The following is a 13,828-nucleotide window of genomic DNA, read 5'->3' on the forward strand; positions in this document are numbered from 1 at the left end:
TCCGCAGCTCGGGTTGCCTAGCGCAGCTACGCCGCGTCGGGTCTTACACCGTCTACGCCGCCGGGGTTCAGCCCTGCCCGGTTTAAAACCACCTGCGCCGCGTTTCGATCCCTGTCCGCGACTGTGCCGCACGTGGCACAGGTGTAGATGCGTTGCGACAGCGGCAGGCGGTGCGTGGCTCTTGCCCCGCACTGTCCGCAGTCGGTGCTGGTGTACTTCGGGTCCACCATCACAACACAACGGCCATGCTTGCCCGCCATGTTCACAAGTTCTGTTTTCGCGATACGGATACCCGCATCGGCGGCCTTACGCGCCATCGTCGACTTCGCCAAAAACTTTGGCTTGAAGTCCTCGACTGCTACCGCATCGAAATCATTGACCAGGTTTTTCGCCCACATTCGTGCGTCCTGCTGGCGTTGACGCGCAACCTTCTTGTGCGCCTTGGCCGCCAACCTTTTAGCCGCCCGGTAGCGCCGACTACCTGGCTTCCCTTTTCCGGGGCGCCGTCGCGCCATGGCCCGCTGATAGCGGGCCAGCTTGTCGGATCCGGTTTTACCGTGCTGCGGGTGCGCCAAATCATGCTCAGCGCTGGTGGTGGTAGCTATAGCCTTCACACCCCAGTCGATACCAACTACCCGGCCCGTGACTGGTAGCGGCTCGGCTTGGGCTTTCACCACAAACGAGGCATACCAGTGCCCCAGACTGTCGCGGTAGACGCGCACACTCGACGGCGCAGTAGGCAGCTCCCGCGACCACACCGGCCGCACCACAACACCTTTCGCCAAAAACAGCACCCGGTCTACGAGCCGGAAGGCGTTGCGGTTGTAGTTGAGGGTGGGCGCGGCGAGTTGCTTCTTCTTGAATGTGGGGAATCCAGCACGGGCTCGCATCGGCAGCCGGTTCCGGATGTCCTTGAGCGCTTTTGCCCGCGATTTCGCGAAGTCACGCACGGTTTGTTGATGCGGTACCGCCGATCCAGCGGCCAGCCAATCCTGCTGTTGGCGCCAGCCAGTTAGTTGCTTGTCGAGTTCCGCGTATCCGCAGGTCTGGCCTGCCTGATGCGCTTTTTTCGATTCTGCGACACACTGGTTCCACACCCAGCGGCAGCGATCCCACTCGACCAGGAGAGCCTTTTCGGCGACGCCCGACATGCGCAGCCGGTAGGTGTAGCGGGCTTTGCCGCTACCCGCATCCTCACCAGCCCCGGCACTCATACCAGTCACGATAGTGCCGGGCACCGACAAGCGGCGGCCACGCCGCGACCCCAGGCAGTGGCCACCCCGGAAACAAAATTGATGCGCTCCATCCCCGCACTAAAGATGCGGGGCTTTCCCGCGCTACGAATTTTCGGGTAATGACTGAGCCGACCGCGAAGCGCGAGCCGGCACCCAGGCCGCTGCGGCGGCGGGCGCTTATGAGGCGGCGTAGACTTACCGTCGCCCGTTGTATACGCGTTTGTAACGTGGCACGCTTTCGCTGGAGGCATGCCGAGAGCCGTTTTTTGTCGGCCATATTAAATGTCCGGGCAAACGGCATACAAACGTTGCCGACGAGTTATAGCCAGAAAGAATGGAAGAGTACGGGCCAGGGAGTCATCATGAGTGTCGTTGGCGGGGCAGTTCGGGGCGTGGGCCGAACGGTGAATCTTGCGGCGACGGCGACCACATCGGCCGCGGGCGCCATAGGTGGCGCGGCGGTGAACGGGGTCGTGGGTGGAGTGACCGGCGCCGCAGAAGGCGTTAAACGCGGACTCGACACAGGCAGCAGATCCACGCCTGCCGCCGCATTAGCCATGGGTGCGCTCGGGGTTGTGGGTCTGGTCGAGTGGCCGATTCTGTTAGCCGTCGGCGGCGGTGCGCTGTTGCTGCGCAGAATGAACCACAAACCAGAGGAACCCGCACTGCCGGTGAAGACAAAGTTGACCACGGTTCCCGCCAAGCCAGAGCAGACAAAACCAGCTGAGCCAGCTGCACCACGCAAACGCGCAGCCAAGAAGACAACTGGCAGGCGGGCAGGCAACACCGAGTTACATATCACCAACTAATCGGCCTCGAGACCGACTCTTGAGCATTGCAAACCTTAAGAAGTCCGCACCATGGCGGGCTGCCGCGACGGGTTTGCGGATCAGCGCTGCCCTCACAGGTGGATCGATTACTACCGCGGCGTCGCTAGCCGGCACGCTGCGGAAGACAGCGGGCTCGGCCGCCGCGATAGGGATCGAGGTCACTGCCGTCCCGCTGCGAGAAGGCGTCCGGGCGTTTTGCGCCAACCTATCCCCCGACGTGCTCGGCCGGCACTGCTGGCGTGGCGGGAACCGCGCCTGGATAGAGGTTCGCGGCCTTGACGACGACCGCAACAGTGACCTCGGGCACGCAGTTCTCGAGGCGGTTTTGGCTCACCCGGACGTGGCTAAAGCCAGCCTTAACTACCCCTTGTCGCGCGTCGTCATCAGCGTCGACAGTCACGGCACCTCGCTGCGCGATCTTTGCCGGGTAGTCGACAAAGCCGAAAAAGCCGCTGCCCGCCACCGCCCGAGCCGGCGCACCGTCTCGGCGACCAGTCTGCCGGGCGACGGTGTGATGCTGGCGACCAGAGCCGTAACCGTGGCAACCAACGCAGCCGGGCTAGGCGCCGCGGTCGCAGGCCAAGTACTGCGGTGGCCCCGATTTCCGCTCGGCGTTGAGGCCGTCGTCGCAGCCGCGGAATACCAGCCCCGACTGCGTCAGATGCTCGAAGATCGCATCGGCGAATCCGCCACGGAAACCATATTGACGCTGGCCATGGCAGCCGCACACACTCTCACGCTGTCGCCAACGTCACTAGCGGTGGATCTGACGATGGAGACCCTCAAAGCTGCCGAATGTCGCGCCGGGGCACGAGCCTGGCAACAGCATGAACCCGAATTGGCGCGGTTCGCCGACCAACCTGCCATCCACCCGGCGGAAAGGCCGAAGGGGCCTTCGGCGACCAAAGCTGCCGAACGCAGCGCCGGTCGTTTCGCACTCATCCAAGCGTTAAGCACCGTCCTGGTCGGCGCCGGTACCCGCAGCCCGCACATGGCCGCCACCGCGGCCCTGGTAGCCACCCCGAAAGCCAGCCGAACCACGCCTGAGGCGTTCGCTGCGACGCTCGGTCGGGGCCTCGCCGATCAGCATTCGGTGTTGCCGCTGCGACCGGAGAGTTTGCGCCGGCTAGGAAACATCGACGCGATCGTCATCGACCCGCGGGTACTGTGCACCACCAGCATGCGAGTGGCACGCATCCGCGGCGCCGCCGACGAGGAACTGTCCACAGCATGGAACCAAGCCCAGCTCGTACTAGAGGAGAACGGCCACCGCCCAGGCTGGCATCCAGTGCCGGGAATATCGGCTTGCCGCCCCGATGCCCAGATCGAGGCGTTGTTCCGCCCCGCCCTAGATCCACTGGCTTCGGCCGTGGTCAGCGAGGCAAACCGTACCGGGGCGGATCTGATCTCGGTCGACGACGACTCCTTGGGGGAGCTACGGCCGGTATTCGACGATATCTGGCCGCTAGGCGACGGCGAGCCAAACCGATCCGTCGATGACGCGCTCGCGAACGCGGTAGCCAACATAAAGAGTTCCGGACGAACCGTAGCGGTGCTGTCATCATCAGCCACACAAGCGATTGCGTGGGCCGATGTGGCACTAGGCGTGATGCCGCGGCCTGGCGGCTCTCCACCGCCTTGGTACGCCGACCTGCTTCTTCCCGATCTCGCTGCTGCATGGCGGGTGCTGCGTGCTATTCCGGTGGCCAGGTTGGCCCGCCGACGCGGTATCGAAATATCCGGTGGTGCATCGGCTTTAGGAGCGCTATTGATGCTGCCCGGTGTCCGCGGCGCCGGCCCCGGGCCAGTGACCAGCGGCGCGGCGGCCGGCATGTTCTCGGGTTACGTGCTAGCACGCAAGGTTGTCACTTCCCGAATACCCCGTCCGGCGGCTTTCCACGAGTGGCACGCGATGTCTGCCGGACAGGTTCGCAAATTGCTGCCGCCGCCCAATGCTTTGGCTGTGAATGAACAGCCCCCGACACGGGCGGCCCGCGCCCTGGCAGGTGGCGTTCGCACAGCCACGCGTGGCGCACGGCTCACGGCGCCGCCTATCCGCGCGGTGGGTCAGTTCTTCGGAGCAGTGCGTGCGGAGTTGTCGGACCCCTTGACCCCGATGCTGGCTCTGGGCGCGGCAGCCAGCGCGGTACTGGGTTCGCCTGTCGATGCGGTCATGGTGGGCTCGGTGCTAACTGGAAACTCCATCCTCGCAGCCAGCCAGCGGCTCCGGGCCGAGGGCCGACTAAAGCGCTTGCTGGCTCAACAGATTCCACCGGCCAGGAAGATGCTCAGCGGTCCGGACGGAGAACCGATGTATACCGACGTCATCGCTGAGCAACTACAGCCGGGCGATGTCATCGAAGTGCGCACCCACGAGGTGGTTCCCGCTGATGCGCGCGTGATCGCAGAGATCGACGTCGAGGTTGACGAATCCGCGCTGACCGGCGAGTCGCTGTCGGTGGCAAAACAGGTCGACGCCACCCCGGGCGCCGACTTGGCCGAGCGTCGCTGCATGCTGTTCGCAGGGACCACCGTCGTCAGCGGAACCGCAGTTGCGATAGTGACCGCCGTGGGCGCCGACACACACGAGCGGCGCGCTGCCGATCTGATATCAGATGACCTGTCAAACGTCGGCCTGCAACAACAGTTGAGTCAGCTCACCAATCGGGCCTGGCCAGTCAGCATGATCGGCGGCGCGCTGGTCACCGCGCTCGGGTTGCTACGCAGACAGGGCCTACGCCAAGCGGTGGCTAGCGGAATAGCAGTCACGGTGGCTGCGGTGCCAGAAGGGATGCCTTTGGTGGCGACCCTGGCCCAACAGGCGTCGGCACGTCGGCTAACCCACTTCGGCGCGCTGGTCCGCATCCCGCGTTCAGTGGAGGCCCTCGGCCGTGTCGACATGGTCTGCTTCGACAAAACAGGAACTCTTAGCGAGAACCGCCTGCAGGTGACCCAGGTGCAGCCAGTCTCGGGGTATTCGCGCCAAGACGTGCTGCGCTGCGCGGCGCACGCAACGCCAGCATCGAGCGGCCCGCAGGTACATGCCACCGACCTCGCCATCGTCACGGCGGCGGCAGCTGCCGATAAAGGCAATAGCGCCAATAGCTCATGCCCCGCCGCGCACCTTCCGTTCCGCTCTGGTCGGTCGTTCTCCGCTTCGGTGACCGGCACTGAGCTCACCGTGAAAGGTGCACCCGAAGTCGTGTTAGCGGCTTGCGCCGATCTTGACTCGAGCATGGACGGCGCGGTCGCTGACCTTGCCGCCGCCGGCCTTCGAGTGATCGCAGTGGCTCACCGCCAGCTCAACGAGCAGCAAGCCGAGACGCTGCTGCACGACCCCGACCACATCGCCGATTTCTGTGCCGATGAGTTGACCCTGGCAGGGTTCATCGGCCTTTCCGACACCCCGCGCCCAGCAGCGGCCAATCTGCTCGCGAGTCTGCGTGAGCATGGACTGGACGTGCGACTAATCACCGGTGATCACCCGATTACGGCGACGGCTATCGCACGGGAGCTGGGCATGCCGGTGAGCACCGAACAGATCATCAGCGGTGCCGAATGGGACGCTTTGTCGCGCAAGGAGCAGGAGCGGGCGGTCGCCGAGCGGATCATCTTCGCCAGAATGACGCCGGAGAACAAGGTGCAGATCGTGCAGACGTTGGAACGCAGCGGGCGGGTGTGCGCGATGGTGGGCGATGGCTCCAACGATGCCGCGGCCATCCGGGCTGCCGCAGTCGGCATCGGTGTCGTGGCACATAGCAGCGATCCTGCTCGGGTCGCAGCCGACATGGTCCTGGTCGACGGACGGATCGAGTCACTGTTGCCCTCGATTCAGGAAGGCCGCCAGCTCTGGCAACGAGTCCAAGCGGCGGTATCGGTGCTACTCGGCGGAAACGCCGGCGAGGTAGCGTTCGCCGCCATCGGCAGCGCAATCACCGGAATCTCACCGCTTAATACACGCCAACTGCTGTTGGTGAACATGCTGACGGACGCCCTGCCCGCGGCGGCACTGGCGGTCAGCAAGCCGAGCGATCCGGCAAACGAAAGCACCGGCGGACCGGACCAGAAGGCGCTGTGGCACGCCGTCGGCATCCGCGGCACCACCACTGCGGCCGCGGCAACTGCGGCCTGGGCGATGGCGGGCGTGACCGGGCGCCCACGCCGGGCATCGACGGTGGCGCTCGTCGCGTTGGTGGCCGCACAATTGGGTCAAACTCTGGTGGACTCGCACGATTGGCTTGTCGTGCTCACCGCTTTAGGTTCGCTGGCCGCGATGGGGACCATGATCAGCATTCCGGTAGTCAGCCAGCTGCTCGGCTGCACCCCGCTGGGCCCCCTCGGCTGGACTCAAGCTCTGGGAGCCGCTGCTTCGGCAACCGTGGTGATGGCTGTGGTGAATCGTGTGCTGACGGATCGGGGCAAATCGGCCCCTGCAAACCCGCAGCCGCCGCCGAATGTGACCCCGCCAGCGGCGGGTTCGCCTGGTGAGTCTGGTGGACCTCGACAACACCGACGCGCCACAGCAACGCGTAAAGCTCAAGCAACGGGACACGCAGCACAGAAACAAACGACGAAATCAACGGATCGGCCAGGGCGTCGGTCCTCGACATACGTCCGACGGTGACGGCACGATCCGGCTCGGCGGCAAACCCTTCGTTACTGAAAGGCAAATGATGGCGGAAGAGAAGACGCGCCGGGCGATCTCGCAGCGCGAAGCAGTGGCGAAGGTTCGAGCAGGCGACAGTTTTGCCGTTAACCTGCCGTTTGTCGGAGAGATCACCATTCCGCGACCGGAACAATTGGCCTACTACGGCGGCCTTGCCGGTCTGGCCGCGCTCGAACTCATCGACTGGCCGGTCGCGCTGGTGATCGCCGCTGGACACGTGTTGGCGAACAACCACCACAACCGGCTCCTGGAGGAGTTCGGTGAGGCGATGGAAGATGCCTGAGCCCTAGCGCCGATGGGTGGAGGTACCCTCGGGCTACCGATCGAATCAATTCAACAGACCGCGGGAGCGCACGCCGAGTGCGCTGAGAGGACGGCTGGGGCCGTCGACCGTACGAACCTGACCGGGTAATGCCGGCGTAGGGAGATGACTAATGACCATGACTGTCGAACCGTCGGTGACCACCGGCCCCATCACAGGCAGCAGCAAGATCTACCGCGACATCAAGGCGCCCGGCACCGGGGCCACCCTTCACGTGCCGTTCCGACGCGTGAAGCTGTCCAACGGAGATCACTTCGATCTCTACGACACCTCTGGGCCGTACACCGACTCGGACGCTGTGATCGATCTAGAGGCGGGGCTCGCTCCGCGGCCCGAGGTGATCCGCGATCGCGGTACTCAGCTGCAGCGGGCGCGCGCCGGCGAGATTACGGCGGAGATGGCGCTTATCGCAGCCCGCGAGGGCATGCCTGCCGAGCTCGTGCGCGACGAGGTCGCCCGCGGCCGAGCGGTCATACCGTCCAACCACAACCACCCCGAGATCGAACCGATGATCATCGGCAAGGCGTTCGCGGTCAAGGTCAACGCCAACATCGGCAACTCGGCTGTGACATCGTCGATCGCCGAGGAAGTCGACAAAATGGTGTGGGCCACCCGCTGGGGTGCCGACACCGTCATGGACTTGTCGACTGGCAAGAACATCCATGAAACCCGCGAATGGATCCTGCGCAATTCGCCGGTTCCGATCGGCACTGTGCCGATCTACCAGGCGCTGGAGAAGGTCAATGGTGATCCGACCAAGCTGACCTGGCAGATCTACCGAGACACGGTGATCGAACAGTGCGAGCAAGGTGTGGACTACATGACGGTGCATGCCGGGGTACTGCTGCGGTATGTGCCGCTGACCGCCAAGCGGGTCACGGGCATCGTCAGCCGCGGCGGATCGATAATGGCGGCCTGGTGCCTTGCCCATCATCAGGAGTCGTTCCTGTACACGAACTTTGACGAGTTGTGTGACATCCTTGCGCGCTACGACGTCACTTTTTCGCTCGGCGACGGACTGCGGCCCGGTTCCATCGCGGACGCCAACGACGCTGCGCAGTTCGCCGAACTCCGCACCCTAGGCGAGCTGACTAAGGTTGCGAAAGCTCATGGCGTGCAAGTGATGATAGAGGGTCCGGGACACGTACCGATGCACAAGATCGTGGAGAACGTGCGTCTAGAGGAAGAGCTTTGCGAGGAGGCCCCCTTTTACACGCTGGGCCCTCTGACCACCGACATCGCGCCGGCTTATGATCACATCACCTCCGCGATCGGTGCGGCTATCATCGCCCAAGCCGGTACCGCGATGCTGTGCTATGTCACGCCTAAAGAGCACCTGGGGTTGCCCGATCGGAAAGACGTCAAAGATGGGGTGATCGCCTACAAGATCGCAGCACACGCAGCGGACTTGGCCAAGGGCCATCCCCGCGCACAAGAGCGCGACGATGCATTGTCGACCGCCCGCTTCGAGTTCCGGTGGAACGACCAATTCGCGCTCTCGCTAGATCCCGATACGGCACGGGAGTTCCACGACGAGACGCTGCCCGCCGAGCCGGCCAAGAGTGCGCACTTCTGCTCGATGTGCGGACCGAAGTTCTGCTCGATGCGCATAACCGCCGATGTGCGCGCATACGCGGCCGAGCACGGACTCGACACCGAGGAAGCCATTGAGGCGGCGCTGGAAATGGGCATGGCCGAGAAGTCGGCCGAATTCGCCGAGCACGGCAATCGGGTGTACCTGCCGATTACGCAGTGAACCTGCTTCCGCTGGCGCCGCCCGGCACGACGCCGTTGCGGGTACTTTCCATCGCCGGATCCGATTCCGGCGGCGGCGCCGGAGTCCAGGCCGATATGCGCACCATGGCTCTGCTCGGTGTGCACGCGTGCGCCGCGATCACCGCGGTTACCGTGCAGAACACGTTGAGTGTGCAGAATTTTCACGAAGTGCCCAGCGATATCGTGGCCGGCCAGATCGAAGCGGTCATCTCCGACATTGGCATTCAGGCCGCTAAGACCGGGATGCTGGCATCGTCGAGCATTGTCACCGCGGTAGCCACGACCTGGCGCCGCCTCGGCAACGGAGTGCCACTCGTCGTCGACCCAGTGTGCGCATCGATGCACGGGGACACTCTTTTAGCTCCGTCGGCCCTGGATTCGCTTCGCGTCCAGCTGTTTCCGCTGGCCACGCTGGTAACGCCGAACCTAGACGAGGTACGTCAGTTGGTAGATATCGAGGTTGTCGATTCGAAGACGCAACGCGCCGCGGCGAAGGCTCTGCACGCGCTGGGCCCAAAGTGGGCGCTTGTTACCGGCGGGCATCTGCGATCGTCAGGTACGAGCTGCGACGTGTTGTTCGACGGTGACGCCTTCTATGAGTTCGACGCAGAGCGGCTGCCCACGGCTAATGACCACGGCGGCGGCGACACCCTGGCAACCGCCCTGGCGTGCGCACTAGCGCACGGATTCACCGTGCCCGACGCGGTCGGCTTCGGGAAACGATGGGTGACCGAAAGCCTACGGGCTGCCTATCCGCTCGGAAGCGGCCACGGCCCGGTATCTCCGCTGTTCCGGCTGTCATGAACCTCGATCGGATCGCCGGTGTCGCGCACCTACCGGAGGGGCAATCAACCAACCCGCCAAGAGGCGTGGTAGCTCTGACTCACGGCGCCGGCGGCAACCGGGAATCTCCTCTGCTGCAGCAGATTTGCGGTGATTGGGCACGGCGTGGCTGGCTGGCGGTGCGCTACAACCTGCCCTACCGTCGACGCCGACCCAACGGTCCGCCGTCCGGCTCGGCTGACAACGACCGCACAGGGATCATCGAAGCGATCGCAGTATGCCGCAGCCTTGCCGACGGCCCGCTGATTGTCGGCGGACATTCCTACGGAGGTCGCCAGACATCCATGGTGGTGGCCTCTGGCCAAGCACCGGTGGACGCGCTCACGTTGTTCTCCTATCCGGTTCATCCGCCTGGCAAGCCCGAGCGCTCCCGCACCGAACATCTGCCCGACATCATGGTGCCGACCATCTTTGTCCACGGAACATCGGATCCGTTTGGTACACCCAACGAATTCCGCGATGCCGCGGCCATGATTTCGGCACCAACCGAAATCGTCGAAATCACTGGCGCACGGCATGACCTGCGCTCGAAGAGCCTCGACGTCGCCGGCCTCGCGGTCGATGCCACGCTGCGCTTGCTAGGCAAACAAATATGACGCACCGTTAGGCCGCGAGCCCGCAAACGCTATCCCGGATACCGAGCGTAGCACTCGTCCATTTCTCCGCCCAATCCAGCACGGAACGCCGCTATCCGAGTGAAACCGGCCGGCACGGATACACCATCGGCGTCGCTAGCGACCATGCGGTTGGTGAGCAGCCCGGAAACAGCTTCATCGAGGTCACCAGCGGTGAGCACCAGTGACCGACCGGAAGGCAGCTCGATGGGGTCGGCCATCTTCCGGTGCGCAACACCGGTCAGGCATGCAGTCCGCAACGCTGTCCACGGACTCTGCATCTGCAGATTGTGTTCATGCTGCGCTGCCAGCGCGTATCTCGACATCACAATCGACAGGGCGGTGTCATCGCCCTGTGGCAGCGCGTACTCGTCGATGTCGGCGACCCTTCCCATCTTCGCCAGGGCAGGCAAGTCGACAACGATCGTGTTGGCGGCCGGGCAGTAGGACGCCGGCGGACTGGGCCTGGCGTCAGGGCAATCGGCTGGCGTGTAGGACAACGTCGGCGCAGTCTGGGGCGCGAAGATCTTCCCCATGAGCTCCATCAGTGTCGATAGAGTGTCGTCACTGATCGAGACCTCACCGGTCTCGTAGCCCCGGTAGGGATCGACCCGCAAGGTCCTGGGCAGGTCACCGCGGCGCTGAGCGACCTCGGCCCTGCTGATTGCCGTGCACGCTGAGGCGCCGGTGAGAAATCCTGTTTGGAACGCGCTGACCCGATCTAGCGCCGATCCGTGTTCGTCGTCGTTTTCATCGGTTGCGTCCATAACCGGGTCGCGAGTGGTGATGATCCCAGCAAGTACATGGTCGAGCCCCGCTGCGGTGCTCAGCGTGAAACGCGACGAGTTCCCCTCGGCCACCCACCACAGATAGACCCCCGCGAAGCAATCCGCTTGCTGCTCGCGAACAATCGTGGGGTCTTTGCTCGTAGCCAAGTTTCCCATCACCTGTAGAGCGTGGCCGAACTCGTGGGCCAACACCCCATTAACTGCCATGTCGCCGAAATAGTGCTGCGCGACGGTCATGAATACCGCACGATCCCAGGCGATCAAATTGCAACGTGAGGTGTAAAAGGCGTTGACAAGCCGGTAGGTGTCGTTACGGCAAACAATCGGACCATGCGCGTCTTCGGAATCGTAGGACACCAGCGTGTCTACCGGGTGGAATTTTCCTTCCATTGACTCGCTGTATACCGACTTCCAGTACTCCTCGATGTCGTTGATCGACAGCAACGATAATTCGTCGATGGGTCCGCCATCGCTATTGATGACTTCACCGGTGGGGCTCGGCGCGTTCGATCGGATTCCGCTTGGACCGTTGGTTGCGGGCAAGCCCGCCACCCGGAATGGGTCGTTGAGAATCGATAGAGCGCGCCCATCGACCACGGTGGTGCAACCCGCCACCACAAGTAGCGCTGCCATGCAGGAAATCGCGACCCGTGCGGGAGCGACGACCGCAGGCGCCCAACCAGGCCGCACCCCAAGTAGATACCAAGCACGGTAGCTCATCTGACCCACCAACCCGTCCGACCGGCCGGCACCGAATGAGTTCTATTTTAGATCGCATGGCGGGCGGCCAATACCCGAACGAAGCCACAGCCCACGGCAAACCGCTGGCCGATTGCGCATTCGGAACTCCGGGTGGGTTGCTCCGGCTCTGGGGGAACGAAAAACCTGTTGTCGATGAAGATGGTCGCGCCCCAGAGCGAATCCTCGCCGCGGGTCACCGCGAGAGTCACTGCAGACCCTAAGACAGGCAACACGTCCTGGTTGATGTCGTGGATCGGCCAGCAACGGCATCAGGCCGCGCGGACGCGTCCGCACTGATAATCACGGCTTCGTGAGCACGTGGCGAGTGCGGTCCCCCATGACCGGAACCCCATTTCGGCCACCGAGAGCCTGCGCATACAGCCCCACGGTGTAGGCAACCCCGCCGCCGTTGATACCCAGCGCGGTGCGGTCGATGTGCTCGAGGGTGTCGGTCTTCTTGTGGTAGTTGGGATCGAAAGGCTCGTCCGCGGTGCCGCCCCACAACTTGGCTTGCTCCTCGGACTTCTTGACCTCCGCGCCTGAGGTCAGGCCTCCCGACGGTATGCCCGCCAAGGTGAACGCCTCGTAGTCAGACCGACCGTCGAACGCAGTGTCCTGCCCCGTCTTGTCGGCCAACTGCAGGTAGGCGACCAGCGTGCGTTCGATGCCGGCTGAGCCTTCCGGAACGATCGGCCGGCCGCGCGCTTCCAGCGGTAACGACTGGTCACCGTCATAGACGAAGTAGCCAGGATTTGGGGATGCCAGCATGTCAAAGTTGAGGTACAAAGCGATGTTCTTCAGTCCTTCGAGGTTCAGCGACTCGACGTAGTTCCGCGACCCGATCAGGCCGAGTTCCTCCGCGCCCCAAAAACCGAACCGTACCGCGTTGTGGACGCGCGGTGAACTCCCCAGCTGCACTGCGGTCTCTAGAACTGCCGCTACACCCGAGCCGTCATCATTGATGCCTGGTCCGGCGGGGACGCTATCTAAATGCGCACCCGCCATCACAACATCGGAGGGCGAGCCGGTCTTGGTCTGCGCAATGATGTTGCGAGCTGTGACACTCTGTGTGCTCGCCTTGAGCTTGACCGTAGCGGGCTGCGGGTTTGGTCCCCGAAGCTCGCGTAGCTGCAGCCCGACGGACTTGGTCACGCTCACCACCGGGATTTTCACCTCGGCGTCTGCACCCAGTGTGCCGCCCATGCGTTGCTCGTCAACATTGTCGACGATGATCAGGGCCACCGCGCCGCGCTCGGCCGCGGCGTCTTCTTTCTCGGCGAACGGACACGTGCCACGATCCGCCAACGCCACCGCACCTTGCACCGGCAGATTGTCGTAGTCAGAGGCGGTGCAACCAGGGCTGTCGTCGGACGGAGCCACTACCAGCGGCCCGGTCAGGCCGTCTGGCGGCGTGCCGACACTGTACTCCAGCGCATAGGCATCGACCCTCTCACCGCCTAGGGTCACCGAACCTTTCTCCGAGTGAAACACGCGGGCGGAAAACTCAGGGGTTTGCACATCAAAGCCATTGTCACGCAACGTTTTGACTACATAGTCGACTGAGGCGTCATAGCCTGGGGTGCCCACGGCTCTAGTGCCGTTGTTGGCGTTGGCAATGTCTTGGAGTTTCTTCAGATGCTCCGTCATCGCGTCAATGCTCACCCGATTGCGCAACGCGGAGGCCATCTCGGCGGCGGAGAGATTGCCGGTGCCCGGTAGCGTCTGAGTCGACCAACGAACGCAGCCCACAGCCAGCACTGCGACGACCGTTGCCACGGCCAGCACCACCGCAACCGTCTTTGATTTGTTCACCATTGCGCCCAGATTAGACCGCAGCTCGCCGGCAGCAACGTTCGACCAGAGCAAGCACCCTCCCCAGGAGGTTGATCTCGACTACCCGGCCACGGTCGCCTGCCGAGCCGGGAACCGAGAAGCCCGCCGCCGCGGACCAGCACGGCGGCACCGGATTCACCCCGCGACTAGCGTTCCCGATAGACCTCGATCCATGCCGGT

9 protein-coding genes, 1 pseudogene and 1 riboswitch are annotated in these 13,828 nt (G+C 63.8%); of the genes and pseudogenes, 6 read left to right on the top strand and 4 right to left on the bottom strand.

The window, feature by feature from the left end:
- Positions 1-26: 26 nt before the first annotated feature.
- Positions 27-1,214 (bottom strand): RNA-guided endonuclease InsQ/TnpB family protein, encoded by a 1,188-nt coding sequence (locus ACO07W_RS08865; protein ID WP_421841682.1) that lies wholly within the window; start codon positions 1,212-1,214, stop codon positions 27-29.
- Positions 1,215-1,597: 383 nt separating this feature from the next.
- Between ACO07W_RS08865 and ACO07W_RS08870 the strand changes: the two genes are divergently transcribed.
- Complete coding sequence (locus ACO07W_RS08870) at positions 1,598-2,044, top strand: hypothetical protein (RefSeq protein WP_421842470.1); 447 nt, start codon at positions 1,598-1,600, stop codon at positions 2,042-2,044.
- Between the two features lie 2,194 nt (positions 2,045-4,238).
- Positions 4,239-6,407: pseudogene (locus ACO07W_RS08875) on the top strand (cation-translocating P-type ATPase); the annotation flags it as partial.
- Here the strand turns inward: ACO07W_RS08875 and ACO07W_RS08880 are convergent.
- Entirely contained in the window at positions 6,367-6,675 is a 309-nt protein-coding gene (locus ACO07W_RS08880; RefSeq protein WP_421845889.1) for an Rv1535 domain-containing protein, read from the bottom strand. The pseudogene ACO07W_RS08875 and the gene ACO07W_RS08880 overlap by 41 nt on opposite strands.
- A gap of 60 nt (positions 6,676-6,735) precedes the next feature.
- On the opposite strand from ACO07W_RS08880, the gene ACO07W_RS08885 reads away from it, so the two are divergent.
- The 4 genes from ACO07W_RS08885 (at position 6,736) to ACO07W_RS08900 (ending at position 10,268) form a co-directional block, all read left to right on the top strand.
- Entirely contained in the window at positions 6,736-7,014 is a 279-nt protein-coding gene (locus ACO07W_RS08885) for a hypothetical protein (RefSeq protein WP_421845890.1), read from the top strand.
- Between the two features lie 50 nt (positions 7,015-7,064).
- Positions 7,065-7,174: riboswitch (TPP riboswitch) on the top strand.
- A complete protein-coding gene (thiC, locus tag ACO07W_RS08890) occupies positions 7,166-8,809 on the top strand; it encodes a phosphomethylpyrimidine synthase ThiC (protein WP_421842472.1) in 1,644 nt (547 codons plus the stop codon). (Overlaps the previous riboswitch by 9 nt.)
- Complete coding sequence (gene thiD / locus ACO07W_RS08895; RefSeq protein WP_421842474.1) at positions 8,806-9,633, top strand: bifunctional hydroxymethylpyrimidine kinase/phosphomethylpyrimidine kinase; 828 nt, start codon at positions 8,806-8,808, stop codon at positions 9,631-9,633. The genes thiC and thiD overlap by 4 nt, the downstream gene beginning before the upstream one ends.
- Positions 9,630-10,268: an alpha/beta family hydrolase gene (locus ACO07W_RS08900; protein WP_421842476.1), complete on the top strand. Its 639-nt coding sequence runs from the start codon at positions 9,630-9,632 to the stop codon at positions 10,266-10,268. Before thiD ends, ACO07W_RS08900 begins: the two co-directional genes overlap by 4 nt.
- Positions 10,269-10,297: 29 nt before the next feature.
- On the opposite strand, the gene ACO07W_RS08905 is transcribed toward ACO07W_RS08900, so the two are convergent.
- Together ACO07W_RS08905 and ACO07W_RS08910 are read right to left on the bottom strand one after the other, a co-directional pair.
- A complete protein-coding gene (locus ACO07W_RS08905) occupies positions 10,298-11,794 on the bottom strand; it encodes a peptidase (protein WP_421842478.1) in 1,497 nt (498 codons plus the stop codon).
- Positions 11,795-12,115: 321 nt separating this feature from the next.
- Complete coding sequence (locus ACO07W_RS08910; protein WP_421842480.1) at positions 12,116-13,630, bottom strand: M28 family metallopeptidase; 1,515 nt, start codon at positions 13,628-13,630, stop codon at positions 12,116-12,118.
- Between the last annotated feature and the right edge of the window lie 198 nt (positions 13,631-13,828).

The sequence above is a fragment of the Mycobacterium sp. genome, assembly GCF_965230835.1.
Classification (GTDB): domain Bacteria; phylum Actinomycetota; class Actinomycetes; order Mycobacteriales; family Mycobacteriaceae; genus Mycobacterium.